A 13,433-nucleotide genomic window follows, 5' to 3' on the forward strand; every position below is an offset into this window, starting at 1 on the left:
AGTTTCCCCACTGTACCGGATGGGCCTCGGCGCCGCACGGCATAGCGCCGGCGTGCCCAACTCAGGGGCACGGCAGCGCGGAACCTGCCGCACGCTCACATTTTCTCGGCGGCCGCCTTGATCGCCTCACGGATACGGGGGTAGGTGCCGCAGCGGCAGATGTTGCGGATGGTGTCGAGGTCGGCGTCGGTGATGTCCCGGCCTTCCTTCCTGACCTTGCGGACCAGGGCGACGGCGGCCATGATCTGGCCCGGCTGGCAGTAGCCGCACTGGGCGACGTCCTGGTCGAGCCATGCCTCCTGCATCGGGTGCAGGTCCGCTCCCGCCGTGGCCGGGAGGCCCTCGATCGTGGTGACCTCGTCGGTCGGCCCCAGTTTCCCCACCGGGATCGCGCAGGGGTTCACCGCCTTGCCGTTGACGTGACTGGTGCAGGCCTTGCAGACGTTGATGCCGCAGCCGTACTTGGGGCCGGTGACACCGAGGATGTCGCGCAGGACCCAGAGCAGTCGTTCGTCGTCGGCGGCGTCGACCGTGACCTGTTCGCCGTTGAGGCGGAAGGTGTGCTGGGGCACGAGGGCTCCTTGTCAGTAGGCGTGGTCGAGGCCGTCGGCCGGGGACTCGGGGACGGGCGGGACGGTCGGTTTGGGCTCGAAGGAGAGTGTGCCGTGGTTGATCGGGAAGGCGGTGGGGACGGTCCCGGTGGCCCGCCCGTAGGCGCAGGCGACCGCGGCCATCGACGCGGCGACGCCCAGCTCCCCCGCGCCACCTGGCGTGTCGCCGGAGTCCGGCATCACGATGATCCGCAGCTCGGGCGGGGTGTTCCACTGCCGTGTGTAGAAGTAGTCGTCCCAGCTGGCCTCCAGGAAGTGACCGTCGCGCAGGTGCAGGCTGGAGGTCAGGGCCAGGGCGATGCCGTCCATGACGCAGCCCGTCATCTGCGCTTCGAGGCCGCGGGGGTTGACGGTGAGTCCGGCGTCCACGGCGAGGACGACCTTGGTGACGCGGGGCCCGGACACCGCGTTGCGGATGGGGCGGTTGACGGTCTCGGGGCGGCAGTCGATCTCCACGAGGACCGCGCTGGCGGAGTGGTACTCGCCGTGGAACGCGATGCCCTGCGCCGTCCCCGCGGGCATCTCCCGGCCCCATCGCCCGGCCTGCGCGACCTTGTCCAGGACCGCCTTGGACCGGTCGTCCTTGAGGAAGTCGCGCCGTAGCCGGTAGGGGTCCTTGCCCATCGCGGCCGCCAGCTTGTCGACGACCAGTTCGCGGGCGCAGGTGGCGTCGGGGGAGTAGACGTTGCGCATGCTGCCGGTGTTGAAGCTCTCGTCGGTCTCGTTGAGGATCCGGCTGTGCACGCCGAAGTCGTACGGCATGTTCTGGGAGAGCTGGAAGAAGGTCTCCGAGAACCCCAGACCGGCCACCGGCAGTTTGGCGGCCATCGCGGTGAACATCTCGCCGAAGCCATGGCCGAGGTCGGTGGCCACGCTGGTGTGCCGCTGCTGGTACGAGAGGACCGTGCCGCCGAGGTAGGCGATGCGCACGCGGGACGTGGCCATGGGGTGGGTGCGTCCCTGACGCGAGTCGTCGGCGCGGTGCCACATGAGCTTGACCGGCTTGCCGATCTTCTGGGAGATCTCGGCGGCTTCCAGCGCCCCGTCGTGGAACAGTCTGCGGCCGAACGAGCCGCCGCCTTCGGTGACATGTACCGTGACCGCGCTCGACGGCAGCCCCAGCTTGGCCGCGATGGTCTTCTTCGCGACGATCGGTGCTTTGAGGCTCGACCAGATCTCGGCGCGGTCGGGCCGTACGTCGGCTATCGCGGAGTTCGGCTCCAGGGCGCTGTTGCTGCGGAAATGAAAGGTGAAACGTTCCTCCACGCTTGGCGTCAACGGCGGGAGCCCCAGGGGAACTTCGGCGGACGCCAGCTCCCTGAGCACGGAGGCGTCGGACTTGCCTTCGGCGGTGCCCGGCTTCCACGACACCGTCAGGGCGCGGACGGCGTCGATGCACTGCCCGAAGGTGCGGGCCCGCACCGCGACGCCCGTGGAGACGACGGCGACGTCGGTCACGCCCGGCATCGCCCGTACCGTATCGGCGTTGGTCACCGAGCCGACCTCGCCGTTGAGGGTCGGCGGGCGGCACACCATCGTCGGCGCCGCGTCCGGTATGGCGAGGTCCATCGCGAACTTCTTGCGTCCCGTGACCGCTTCGAGCGCGTCGATACGGCGCTGCGGGGTGCCGATGACGGTGAACTCCCCGGACGGCTTGAGGTCCGCGGCGACCCGCTCGTCGCGTACGCCCGCGGCTCTCTCGGCGAGCGCGCCGATGCCGATGCTCGCGCCTCCGGGCGCGGTGACGACGCCCGCCTCGACCTTCAGCGCGCCGACGGCCGCGCCGAGCTCCGCCGCCGCGGCGTCGAGCAGCCGTCCGCGCGCGATCGCGGCGGCCACCCGTACCGGCGTGTAGGTCGCGATGGTGGTGTTGGACCCGCCCGTGAGCTGGTTGAACACCAGCTCGGGGCGTGCGTCGGCCAGCGTGACGCGCACCCGGTCGAGCGGTACGTCCATCTCCTCGGCGATGAGCATGGCCGTGGAGGTGGTGATGCCCTGCCCGACCTCGGCGCGGGGCAGGGCGAAGGACACGGTGCCGTCGGTGTTGACCTGGACGGTGATGAGCCCGGCGGTCGGCAGGGTCGCCGCGGTCATCACGTCGTTGAGGTCGACCAGATCCGTGATGTCGGGGGAGGGGATGCCGTCGGCGGGAGCCTGGGCCCTGGCCTGGGGCGCGCGGACGAGTTCGGCGGCGGTCACCAGAAGTGGCGCCGCCAGTACGTAACCGAGGAACCGACGCCTTCCCGGATCGGGTCCGTCGAAGTCCGGCGAGCTGTTCGTCGTGTCCATGCGTGCGGCTCAGCTCCTGTGGTGGCCGGTCGGAGTCCTGCCAGGGCGACGACAGTGTAGAGCCGTCACCGCCCCCGGCGCGGGACAATCAGCCTGCCACTCAGGGCGGTTGGTGCGTCACTCTCGCCTACCCGAGGCCGGATAGCAGCGCGTCGAGCGCCTCCTTCAGCGCATCGGAGCCGGCCGTGCCGAACCACGTGGTGCGGATGCGTTCGTTGATTCCTCGCGGCGTCTCATGGTCGGCCGCGAGCTGGCGCAGGGAACGGGTCTCATCACCCAGGGCGCGCCCGACCACGACCGAACTGCTGTCCCTGCACGTGGACCAGCAGGCGGGCCGCGCGGCGCCGTTCCCGGACGGGATCCGCGCCCGGCTGGACGGCCTCACCGAACCGGCGCCCAGCTGGGCGGGGCGCTCCGTCGCCCTACAGGTCAAGCGACCCCAGTGAACCGGTCCTGACGATCACCGTGCAGGTGGTGTACCGGTAGCCCGGCCGGATGTCACGGCCGTTGGCGATCTTGCGTACGCCGGGGCCGTACTTGGCCAGGAAGTGGTAGTCACCCGCGGGCAGCCGCAGGGTGGTCTTCCGGTACTTCTTCGAGCCGCCGCTGGAGCAGCCGTTCTTCCTGCTCTCGGTCCGGTTGGCGTACTCCTTGCAGTTCGCGCACGCCGGGATCTTCACGCTGCCGGTGGTCGAGCCGGTGTAAAGGATCTCGACCGGCTGCGGGGCGTCGTTGGTGATGACCAGCTGCATCCGGGAGCCGCCGGGACTGCTGGCGCGCGGCAGCTTCTTCCCGGCCGACGGCCGGGAGGTCGCGATCTCCGCGGCGATCGCGATCCTCCTGGCCTGCGCGGTGCGCGAGCTGTTCCGGTACTCGCTGACGAACTTCTCCATCGTCCGCCGCGCGGAACTGAACTTCTTCGTCTTGAACTGGTCCACCCCGCAGGCGTAGGCGCCGTCCTCGACCCCGCTCTCGGCGTCCCTGCCCAGCGCGCTGCCCACGTCTTCGGGCAGGTCCCTGGCCGTGGCGCCGATGTTGCGCAGCCGGCCGGTGACCGCGCACGGCGCGCCGCCCTTCAACTGCCCGACCTGAGCGCTGATCTCCTTGCGGATCGCGGGCGCGACCTTGCCCGCCTGCTCGGATTCGGGGAAGGTCCGCAGCAGTTCGCCCAGGTCCCCGCCGCTCGTCCCGGCGGTCCTGGTCCCGAGCTTGGACATTCCGCACCCGTACAGCGAGGCCGCCAGCGGGTCATCGGGCCACTCGGCCAGCTCGCCGAGCAGGCCGCTGTCCACCTGATCCGGCACGGTCCGCAGATACGTCAGCGGTTCGACGGCCGTGCAGTGGTCGCCCTGGCGGTACGGCGCGGCCACGGCCTGGTAGTAGGCGTCGAGCCGCTGCGGCACCAGCTTCCCGGCCCGTGAGCCCGAGTGCCGCTCGCCCAGCGAGCGGTAGCGCTCCAGGGCCAGCCGGTACCGGGGCCGCGCCTCGGCGAACGTCTTCTCGGCCGAGGCGCTCTCGACGAGCGCGTCGGTCTGCGCGAGACGTTCCAGGAGCACCCGCTCCCTCGCCTCGTCCCTGGCGGACTCGTAGGCGACCGCGCCGCCCGTGGGTACGGCCAGCAGCGCGAACCCGAGTACGGCGGCCAGCAGCGACCGGACGGGCAGCACCGTGGCCGCGCGATAGGCGCGGCGTGCGCCGTCCGCCGCGGCCAGCACCAGCACCGCCGCGTAGCCGAACACCCAGGCGTCCGCTATGCCGTCGGCGTCGGCGGGCAGCGCGACCACCAGCAGCCCGGCCGTGGCCGCCCAGCACACGACGGCCAGCACCCAGCGCCGCAGCAGCGCGTAGCCGAGCCCGAGACCGCTCAGGTTCAGCAGTCCGACGGCCAGGGCGCGCACCGGGTCCGGCGGCGCGGGCGGGCCAGGCGGAGACGCGGGCGGGAACGGCGGCGGGGGAGGAGCCCCGTACACCGGCGGCTGCCCTGGCGGCGGTGGGACCGCACCCGATCCGAAACGGTCGTCTCCCGGCTCCATGCAGGCCCCCCAGGTCGGCGTGCGCGACGCGATCCGCGTGCCGTGACGCCCGGCACGCCACCCCAGTATGCAACCGTGCGCGGACAGTGGTCACCGGGGCCCGGAACATCCGCGCACATCCGGACGCTCGCCCAGGACCAAGCACGAGCGGGTCCCCGCCCCAACCGGACGGGGACCCGCTAAGCGCCGTCGAAGACCGCGCGGGACCGCGCTCACGTAGGCCGGGACAGCGCCATCGCCAGCGTGATCAGCCCCAGCACCACCCAGCCGAACCACAGCCAGCCGTTGCTGCCGAGCGTCGCCGTATAGGCCGTCACCACGACGAGCCCACCGACGGTCAGCACGCCCATCGTCTTCGTAGAACCGGGCATCGCGACACCCTCTTCCCTGGAGACCGGACGCCGCCGCGCCCGTACCGTGACCGTAGCGTCATCGTCTCCCGCGAAGGACCGCTTTCGCTAGCGCCCACGCGCGTGCAGCGACGCCAGATAGGCGTTGTACCGCTCCAGCTCCTTGTCTCCGTCCCGGTCGGCGGCCCGGTCCTTGCGCCGGGCCTCCCGGTCCTCGGACCGCCGCCACTGGAACAGCAGGGCCACCAGCACCACCACGGACGGGATCTCACTGAAGGCCCAGGCGATCCCGCCCGCCGCCTCCTGGTCGCTGAGCGCGTCGATGCCCAGCGAGGCGGGCGGGTCCATATAGGTGCCGATCATGGGCTGGGACGCCATCATCAGCGCGATGCCGAAGAAGGCGTGGAACGGCATGCCCGCGAAGAGCTCCAGCATGCGCATCACATAGCCGGGCCGGTGCGGCCCCGGATCCACACCCATGATCGGCCAGAAGAACACCACGCCCACCATGAGGAAGTGCACCATCATGACGGCGTGCCCCGTGCTCGACTCCATCAGGAAGTCGAACAGCGGCGTGAAATACAGCCCGTACAGGCTCGCGATGAACAGCGGGATCGTGAACGCCGGATGCGTGATCACCCGCGTATAGCGGCTGTGCAGCAGGGCGAGCAGCAGCTCTCGTGGCCCCTTGCGGCCGCGGCCCGCCACCGGCAGGGCCCGCAGCGCCAGCGTGATCGGCGCTCCGAGCAGCAGCAGGATCGGCGACAGCATGCTGATCACCATGTGCTGCACCATGTGCACACTGAACATCACCATGCCGTAGTCGTTCAGCTTGGTGCACATCACCAGGGCGATCGTCAGCACCCCGAGCGTGAACGCCACCGTACGGCCGACGGGCCAGGCGTCCCCGCGGCGCACCATACGCGCCACCCCCCAGCCGTAGAGGCCGAGCGCCGCCAGCGAGCCGACCAGGAACAGGGGGTCGACCGACAGTTCCAGACCCCGCTCCAGCGTGAACGGCGGCAAGTCCATCATCATGCCGTGTCCGCTGTGATCCGCCATGCAATCGCTCCTGATTCGTGCTGGTTGTCCGAACCAGAGTAGAACCGCCCCCGCCAGCGACAGCGGGCGGGGGCGGGGGCACGCGCATCAGAGCGTGCGCATCAGAGCACGCACTCGGACTCGGCGTAGCGCTCCGCGGGCACCGTCTTGAGGGTCTCCACGGCCTCGGCGAGCGGCGCCATCACGATGTCGGTGCCGCGCAGCGCGGTCATCATCCCGAACTCGCGGCGGTGCACCGCCTCCACGGCGTGCCAGCCGAAGCGGGTGGCGAGCACACGGTCGTACGCGGTGGGGGTGCCACCGCGCTGGACGTGCCCCAGGATCACCGGACGGGCCTCCTTGCCGAGCCGCTTCTCGAGCTGGAGGGAGAGTTCGCGGGCGATGCCCTGGAACCGCTCGTGTCCGTAGATGTCCTTGCCGCCCTCGTCGTAGTCCATGGTGCCCGGCAGGGGCTTGGCGCCCTCGGCGACCACGACGATCGCGAACTTCTTGCCCGCCGCGAACCGCGCGCCGACCTTCTCGGTCAGCTCCTCGATGTCGAAGGGACGTTCGGGGACCACGATGGCGTGCGCTCCGGCGGCCATGCCCGAGTTCAGCGCGATCCAGCCGGTGTGGCGGCCCATCACCTCGACGATCAGGACCCGCTGGTGCGACTCGGCGGTGGTCTTCAGCCGGTCCAGGGCCTCGGTGGCGACACCGACCGCGGTGTCGAAGCCGAAGGTGACGTCGGTGACGGCGATGTCGTTGTCGATGGTCTTCGGTACGCCGACGACGGGCAGGCCGCCGTCGGACAGCAGCCGGGCGGCCTTGAGGGTGCCCTCGCCGCCGATCGGGACGACCGCGTCCAGCTCCAGTTCGGCGAGGTGGCTCTTGGCCAGTTCGACGCCGTTACGGAGCTGGGCGGGCTGGACGCGGGAGGAGCCGAGGATGGTGCCGCCACGGGCCAGGATGCCGCTGACGGCCTCCAGGTCGAGCTTGCGGTAGTCGCACTCCAGCAGGCCCTTCCAGCCGTCGTGGAAGCCGATGACCTCGTCGCCGTGGTCGACCACGGCACGATGGACGACCGAACGGATCACGGCGTTCAGGCCGGGGCAGTCGCCGCCGGAGGTGAGGACGCCAATACGCATGGGCCAGGAACCTTTGCAACGTGGACGGAAGACCGGACCACGTCGTCCGGCAAAGACCCCGCCACCCTACTAGTGCAGAGTGACGGGGCGCCCCTTAGGGGCGCGGGGAACTGCGCGACCAGCCACGACGCACCCGCAGGCGGCGTACCGGACTCCCCGCGGAGCGCTTATGCGGGCTGGGTCGCCGCCGCGATCCGCTCGTCGCGCAGCGCCTCGTACCAGCGGTCGTCGGCGGGCGGCAGGGCGTTCACGTCCAGGGCCAGCTTCAGCAGCAGATCCGCGATCTGCGGATTGCGGGCCAGCACCGGACCGTGCATGTACGTCCCGAAGACCGTGTCGTTGTACGCGCCTTCGGTACCGTCCCCGGTGCCGTTGCCCTGGCCGAGCCGCACTCGCGCCAGCGGCCGCGCGGACGGGCCGATGTGCGTGACGCCCTGGTGGTTCTCGAACCCGGTGAGCTGCGGCAGCCCGAGCCGCTCGTCGATGTCGCCCAGCACGTCGCCCACGCACCGCGCGCCCTCGCCGCGCGTGGACACCACGTCGAGCAGCCCGAGTCCGGGCTCCCGCTCGCCGAGGTCGTTGATGAACTCGTGGCCGAGGATCTGGTATCCCGCGCAGACCGAGAAGACGATCGCGCCGTTGGCCGCCGCACGGTTCAGACCGCCGTCCCGCCGCAGCCGCTCGGCCGCGAGCCGCTGCGGCCGGTCCTCGCCGCCGCCGATCAGGTAGATGTCGCCGGAGGTGGGCACCGGCTGGTCGCTGCGTACGTCGTAGCGCTCGACCTGAAGGCCGCGCTGCCGGGCCCGGCGTTCCACGACCAGGACGTTGCCCTGGTCGCCGTACGTGCTGAGCAGGTCCGGGTAGACCCACACCAGACGCAGGCTGTTGTCACTCATGCTGATCCGTCCTTACGAGCCTTACGAGGTCGGGTGGGGGCTAGTTGCCGACGCGGCGGCGCAGGTCCTGGAAGGCGGTGTAGTTCGCGATGACCTCGATCCGTCCCGGCGGGGCGAGCTGCACCGCCTCGTCGACCGACTCGCAGACCCGGAAGTCCAGGCCCGCGACCTCCAGACGCACCGCGAGGTCGAGCTTGCGGTCGCCGATGACGAAGATCGGGTGCCCGGCGAGCCGGGTGTAGTCGACGTCCCACAGCCACGAGGTGTCCGTGCCGTCCGCGCCGCGCGCGTTCACCGACAGCAGCACCGGGGACGGCGGCGGGTCGATCAGCGAGAACGTCTCCAGCCAGCCCGCGGGGTTCTTCGCCAGCAGCAGCCGCAGATCACGGCCCTGGAACTGCACCACGTCGTACCGCCCGGCCACCGCCTGCACCTGGTACATCCGCTCCAGCGCCACCTGCGGCGGCACCCCGAACACCGCGGCGACCGCGGCGGAGCTGGCGGCGTTGGCCTTGTTGGCGCGGCCCGGCAGCTGGAGGTGGATCGGCCACGCGGAGCCGTGCGGGTCCAGCACGTGGTCGCCGCTGAGCGCCCAGCTCGGCGCGGGGCGGCGGAAACCGCATTCACCGCAGAACCAGTCGTCCTCGGGCCGCTGCATCACACCGCCGCAGGACGGGCAGGACCAGGCGTCGTCCTTCCACTCCTGGCCCGCCGCGACCCACACCACGTTCGGCGACGAGGACGCCGCCCACACCACCAGCGGGTCGTCCGCGTTGGCGATGATGACGGCCTTGGAGCCCGACAGGCCCTCACGCCAGCGTTCGGCGAGCATCCGGGTCTCACCCGCCCGGTCGAGCTGGTCGCGGGACAGGTTCAGCAGCGCGATGGCCCTGGGCGCCACATCGCGCGCGACACCCGCGAGATACTTCTCGTCGACCTCGATCACCCCGAACTTGGCGTCCGAGCCACCGGCCAGCGCCGACGTGATCCCGGCGGGCATGTTCGCGCCCAGCGCGTTCGACACCACCGGGCCCGCCGCGCCGAGCGCCTCGGCGATCAGCCGGGTGGTGGTGGTCTTGCCGTTCGTCGCGGAGACCAGGATCACGTCGAGGTGCTGGGCGAGACGCCCGAGCAGCTCCGGGTCGAGCTTGAGGGCCACCCGGCCGCCGATCACCGATCCGCTGCCGCGGCCCGCGGCCCGCGATACGGCGGCGGCCGCCCTGCCCGCCGTCACGGCCAGCTTGGCCCGCGGCGACAGCGGGTCCGTGTTCCCTGACATCGTCCTAGATCCTCCTTGCGTACGGCGCCGCGCCGCCCCCCGAGCGCTGGTGTAAGCCTGCCCCCGACCACTGGTCTGGGCTCAGCCTATCGAGATCCGCGACGGGCCCCGAACCGCACTGCCGCCGTGCGGTCGCGCGGTACGGGGAACGTACCCTTGCGCGCATGCGACAGGGTTCTCTTCCAGGCAGTCGTGGGCGCGTACGGACGATGAGTCTGTTCGGCGATCCGGTGCTGCACTCCGCGTGCGAGGAGGTCACCGACTTCGGGCCCGCGCTCGCCCGCCTGGTCGAGGACCTGTACGCCACGATGTACGCGGCGCGCGGCGTCGGCCTCGCCGCCAACCAGATCGGCGTCGCCCAGCGGGTCTTCGTGTACGACTGCCCCGACGACGAGGACCGCCGCCACCTCGGCCATATCGTCAACCCGCGCCTCCAAGAGGCCGACGGGGTGGTGCTGCGCGGCCCCGAGGGCTGCCTGTCGCTGCCCGGCCTGGAGGCGGGCACCCCGCGCTTCGACCGCGCCCTGGTCGCGGGCGTCGATCTGCGCGGGGAGCCGGTGCGGGTCGAGGGCACCGGGTTCTTCGCGCGCTGCCTCCAGCACGAGTGCGACCACCTGGCGGGCCGCGTCTACCCGGACCGGCTCACCGGCTGGCGCCGCCGCCGCGTACTGCGCGCCGCCCGCCGGGCGCCCTGGAGCGGGTAGCCGACGCGCTCAGCGTGGCGCGCTCAGAATCCGGGGATGACGCGCTCAGAATCCGGGGCCGTCGACGCGGTCACCGGCCGCGGCCAGCCGCCCCCACAGCAGATCGGCCAGGCTGTGCACCAACTCGGCGCGCGAACAGGGCCGTTCGCCGAGCCACCAGTCGCCCGCCGCGTGCATCATCCCGACGATGCCGTGCCCCCAGACCCGCGCCAGCTGGGCGCTGCCGGGGCCGAGGTCGACCCGCTCCGCGATGACGTCGGCGAGCTCCTCGCCGAGCCTGCGCAGCACCGGGGCGGAGTGCAGGCCGACGTCGAAGCCCTGCTCGCCCTGCGGCGCGCTCTCCGCCGGGTGCATCAGGAACCGGTACACCTGCGGCCGCGCCTCGATGGCCGCGAGATAGGTGTCCAGAGTGGCCTCGACCCGCTCCCGGCGCTGGGCCGGGGCGTCGAGCGCGGCGCGCAGGGCGGCCAGCAGCGCGTCGGTGTGCCGCTTGGCGAGCGCGGCGTACAGGCCGCCCTTGTCGCCGAAGTGCCGGTAGAGGATCGGCTTGGTGATCCCGGCCTCGGCGGCGATGGCGTTCATGGACGCGCCGGGCCCGTCCCGGAGCACCACCCGGTCGGCGGCCTCCAGCAGCTCGCGCCGCCTGTGCTCGGCCGACCGCTCCTGGTCGGTCCGCGGTGTGGTCGTCTCCATGAGGTTCTCCCCGCCCGTGTCGGTCCGTGACGCAACGCGCAACGTAACACTCTCCCCTCCCGCCCTCTCGAACGAGCGGTCGGGAGTTGACAGCGTCTACCAGCCGGTAACAGACTCTCGTTACCGCAAGTAACAACGTGCTGGAGGGGACATGGCCGAGTTCACCATGGAGCTGAGCGACGAGCAGCGGGAGGTGCGCGACTGGCTCCACGGATTCGCCGCCGACGTGATCCGCCCCGCGGCCGCCGAGTGGGACGAGCGCGAGGAGACCCCCTGGCCGATCATCCAGGAGGCCGCGAAGGTCGGCATCTACTCCCTCGACTTCTACGCCCAGCAGTTCTTCGACCCGACCGGGCTCGGCATCCCGATGGCCATGGAGGAACTCTTCTGGGGCGACGCCGGGATCGCCCTGTCGATCGTCGGCACCGGCCTGGCGGCGGTCGGCGTCCTGGCCAACGGCACCGAGGAGCAGATCGGCACCTGGATCCCGCAGATGTACGGCGACGCCGACGACGTGAAGGTGGCCGCCTTCTGCTCGTCCGAGCCGGACGCCGGATCCGACGTCGGCGCGATGCGCACCCGCGCCGTGTACGACGAGGCCAAGGACGAGTGGGTGCTGAACGGCACCAAGACCTGGGCGACCAACGGCGGCATCGCGAACGTCCACGTCGTGGTCGCGGTCGTCGACCCCGACCTCGGCACCAAGGGGCACGCCTCGTTCATCGTGCCGCCCGCGACCCCCGGCCTGTCGCAGGGGCAGAAGTTCAAGAAGCACGGCATCCGCGCCTCGCACACCGCCGAGGTCGTCCTGGAGGACGTCCGGGTGCCAGGACACTGCCTGCTCGGCGGCAAGGACAAGCTCGACGAGCGCCTCGCCCGCGCCCGCCAGCGCGCCAAGGACGGCGGCGAGCGCGTCAAGAACGCCGCGATGGCCACCTTCGAGGCGTCCCGCCCGGCGGTCGGCGCGATGGCCGTGGGCACCGCGCGGGCCGCGTACGAGGAGGCCCTGGAGTACGCGAAGACGCGCACCCAGTTCGGCCGCCCGATCATCGACAACCAGGGCGTCGCCTTCCAGCTGGCCGATATGCGCACGCAGGTCGACGCGGCCCGGCTGCTGGTGTGGCGGGCCTCCTGGATGGCCACCACCGGAAAGCAGTTCACCTCGGCCGAGGGCTCCATGTCGAAGCTGTTCGCCAGCGAGACCGCCAAGAAGGTGACCGCCCAGGCCGTCCAGATCCTCGGCGGCAACGGCTTCACCCGCGAGTACCCGGTCGAGCGGATGCACCGCGACGCGGCGATCTACACCATCTTCGAGGGCACCAGCGAGATCCAGCGCCTGGTGATCGCCCGCACCCTGGCGGGCCTGCCGATCCGCTGACCGGACTCGACCTGGCTGACCGGACTCGCCCTGGTTGATTCCCCGGCATATCGTGGTAGTGACGGCCGACGCGACGGCAGGGGGTCGTCATGCTGGAAGAGCTGCTCACCATCGGCTTCACGGCCGCGACCGCGGGCGCCGTGTACGTGGCGGCGGCCGCCCGCGTGGTGAAACAGTACGAGCGGGGTCTGGTGTTCCGGCTGGGGCGTCTGCGCGAGCAGGTCAGGGGCCCCGGCTTCACCATGATCGTCCCGGCGATCGACCGGATGCGCAAGGTCAATCTGCAGATCGTGACGCTGCCGGTGCCCGCCCAGGAGGGCATCACGCGGGACAACGTCACGGTCCGGGTCGACGCGGTGGTGTACTTCAAGGTCGTGGACCCGGCGAGCGCGATCGTCCGCGTGGAGGACTACCGGTTCGCGGTGGCGCAGATGGCGCAGACCTCGCTGCGTTCGATCATCGGCAAGAGCGAGCTGGACGACCTGCTGTCCAACCGCGAGAAGCTCAACCAGGGCCTGGAGCTCATGATCGACAGCCCGGCGCTCGAATGGGGGGTGACCATCGACCGGGTCGAGATCAAGGACGTGTCGCTCCCGGAGACGATGAAACGCTCGATGGCCCGCCAGGCCGAGGCCAACCGGGAGCGCCGCGCCCGCGTCATCAACGCCGACGCCGAGCTCCAGGCCTCCAAGAAGCTGGCCGAGGCGGCCCACCAGATGTCCGAAGAGCCCGCCGCGCTCCAGCTGCGCCTGCTGCAGACCGTGGTGGCCGTCGCCGCCGAGAAGAACTCGACCCTCGTCCTGCCCTTCCCCGTCGAACTCCTCCGCTTCCTGGAGCGCGCCCAGAACGCCCCGGCGCCGCCGGTCTCAGCGGACGGGTCCCCCGTGGCTCAGCCCCCGGCCGTGGACGCCCCCGCCGAGGACGCCCCGCCCCCGCTGACCGGGGATGACGGGGAGTCCGCTCCGTCCCTGCCGTCCGCCGGGAGCGCGGACGGCGATGAGCGGTAGCACA

13 protein-coding genes are annotated in these 13,433 nt (G+C 71.4%); 3 read left to right on the forward strand and 10 right to left on the reverse strand.

Features of this window, described 5'->3' with window-relative positions:
- Positions 1-95: 95 nt before the first annotated feature.
- The 9 genes from ACX6XY_RS02305 to ACX6XY_RS02345 form a co-directional block, all read right to left on the reverse strand.
- Positions 96-572: a (2Fe-2S)-binding protein gene (locus ACX6XY_RS02305; RefSeq protein ID WP_460325702.1), complete on the reverse strand. Its 477-nt coding sequence runs from the start codon at positions 570-572 to the stop codon at positions 96-98.
- 12 nt (positions 573-584) lie between these two features.
- Entirely contained in the window at positions 585-2,900 is a 2,316-nt protein-coding gene (locus ACX6XY_RS02310; RefSeq protein WP_460325704.1) for a molybdopterin cofactor-binding domain-containing protein, read from the reverse strand.
- A gap of 127 nt (positions 2,901-3,027) precedes the next feature.
- Positions 3,028-3,195, reverse strand: coding sequence for a hypothetical protein (locus ACX6XY_RS02315; RefSeq protein ID WP_460325784.1), 168 nt, complete (start codon positions 3,193-3,195; stop codon positions 3,028-3,030).
- Positions 3,196-3,322: 127 nt separating this feature from the next.
- Positions 3,323-4,933 carry a hypothetical protein gene (locus ACX6XY_RS02320; RefSeq protein WP_460325706.1) on the reverse strand — a complete coding sequence of 537 codons (1,611 nt, stop codon included), beginning with the start codon at positions 4,931-4,933 and terminating at the stop codon, positions 3,323-3,325.
- 212 nt (positions 4,934-5,145) lie between these two features.
- Positions 5,146-5,304, reverse strand: a complete 159-nt coding sequence (locus ACX6XY_RS02325) for a hypothetical protein (protein WP_460325708.1) — start codon at positions 5,302-5,304, stop codon at positions 5,146-5,148.
- An 87-nt stretch (positions 5,305-5,391) separates the two neighbouring features.
- Complete coding sequence (locus ACX6XY_RS02330) at positions 5,392-6,345, reverse strand: cytochrome c oxidase assembly protein (protein WP_460325710.1); 954 nt, start codon at positions 6,343-6,345, stop codon at positions 5,392-5,394.
- A 101-nt stretch (positions 6,346-6,446) separates the two neighbouring features.
- Entirely contained in the window at positions 6,447-7,472 is a 1,026-nt protein-coding gene (locus tag ACX6XY_RS02335; protein ID WP_460325712.1) for a 6-phosphofructokinase, read from the reverse strand.
- A 167-nt stretch (positions 7,473-7,639) separates the two neighbouring features.
- Positions 7,640-8,368, reverse strand: coding sequence for a type 1 glutamine amidotransferase (locus ACX6XY_RS02340; RefSeq protein ID WP_460325714.1), 729 nt, complete (start codon positions 8,366-8,368; stop codon positions 7,640-7,642).
- A gap of 40 nt (positions 8,369-8,408) precedes the next feature.
- Positions 8,409-9,647, reverse strand: a complete 1,239-nt coding sequence (locus ACX6XY_RS02345; RefSeq protein ID WP_460325716.1) for a MurT ligase domain-containing protein — start codon at positions 9,645-9,647, stop codon at positions 8,409-8,411.
- 164 nt (positions 9,648-9,811) lie between these two features.
- Here ACX6XY_RS02345 and def point away from each other — a divergent pair, with 164 nt between their 5' ends.
- On the forward strand, positions 9,812-10,351 hold the full coding sequence (gene def, locus ACX6XY_RS02350; RefSeq protein ID WP_460325718.1) for a peptide deformylase: 540 nt from the start codon (positions 9,812-9,814) through the stop codon (positions 10,349-10,351).
- 45 nt (positions 10,352-10,396) lie between these two features.
- Here def and ACX6XY_RS02355 read toward each other — a convergent pair whose 3' ends face one another.
- Positions 10,397-11,044 carry a TetR family transcriptional regulator gene (locus ACX6XY_RS02355; RefSeq protein WP_460325720.1) on the reverse strand — a complete coding sequence of 216 codons (648 nt, stop codon included), beginning with the start codon at positions 11,042-11,044 and terminating at the stop codon, positions 10,397-10,399.
- A 151-nt stretch (positions 11,045-11,195) separates the two neighbouring features.
- Between ACX6XY_RS02355 and ACX6XY_RS02360 the strand changes: the two genes are divergently transcribed.
- Complete coding sequence (locus tag ACX6XY_RS02360; protein WP_460325722.1) at positions 11,196-12,422, forward strand: acyl-CoA dehydrogenase family protein; 1,227 nt, start codon at positions 11,196-11,198, stop codon at positions 12,420-12,422.
- 89 nt (positions 12,423-12,511) lie between these two features.
- Positions 12,512-13,429 (forward strand): slipin family protein, encoded by a 918-nt coding sequence (locus tag ACX6XY_RS02365; protein WP_460325724.1) that lies wholly within the window; start codon positions 12,512-12,514, stop codon positions 13,427-13,429.
- Positions 13,430-13,433: the final 4 nt, after the last annotated feature.

It is taken from the genome of Streptomyces sp. O3 (assembly GCF_054788135.1).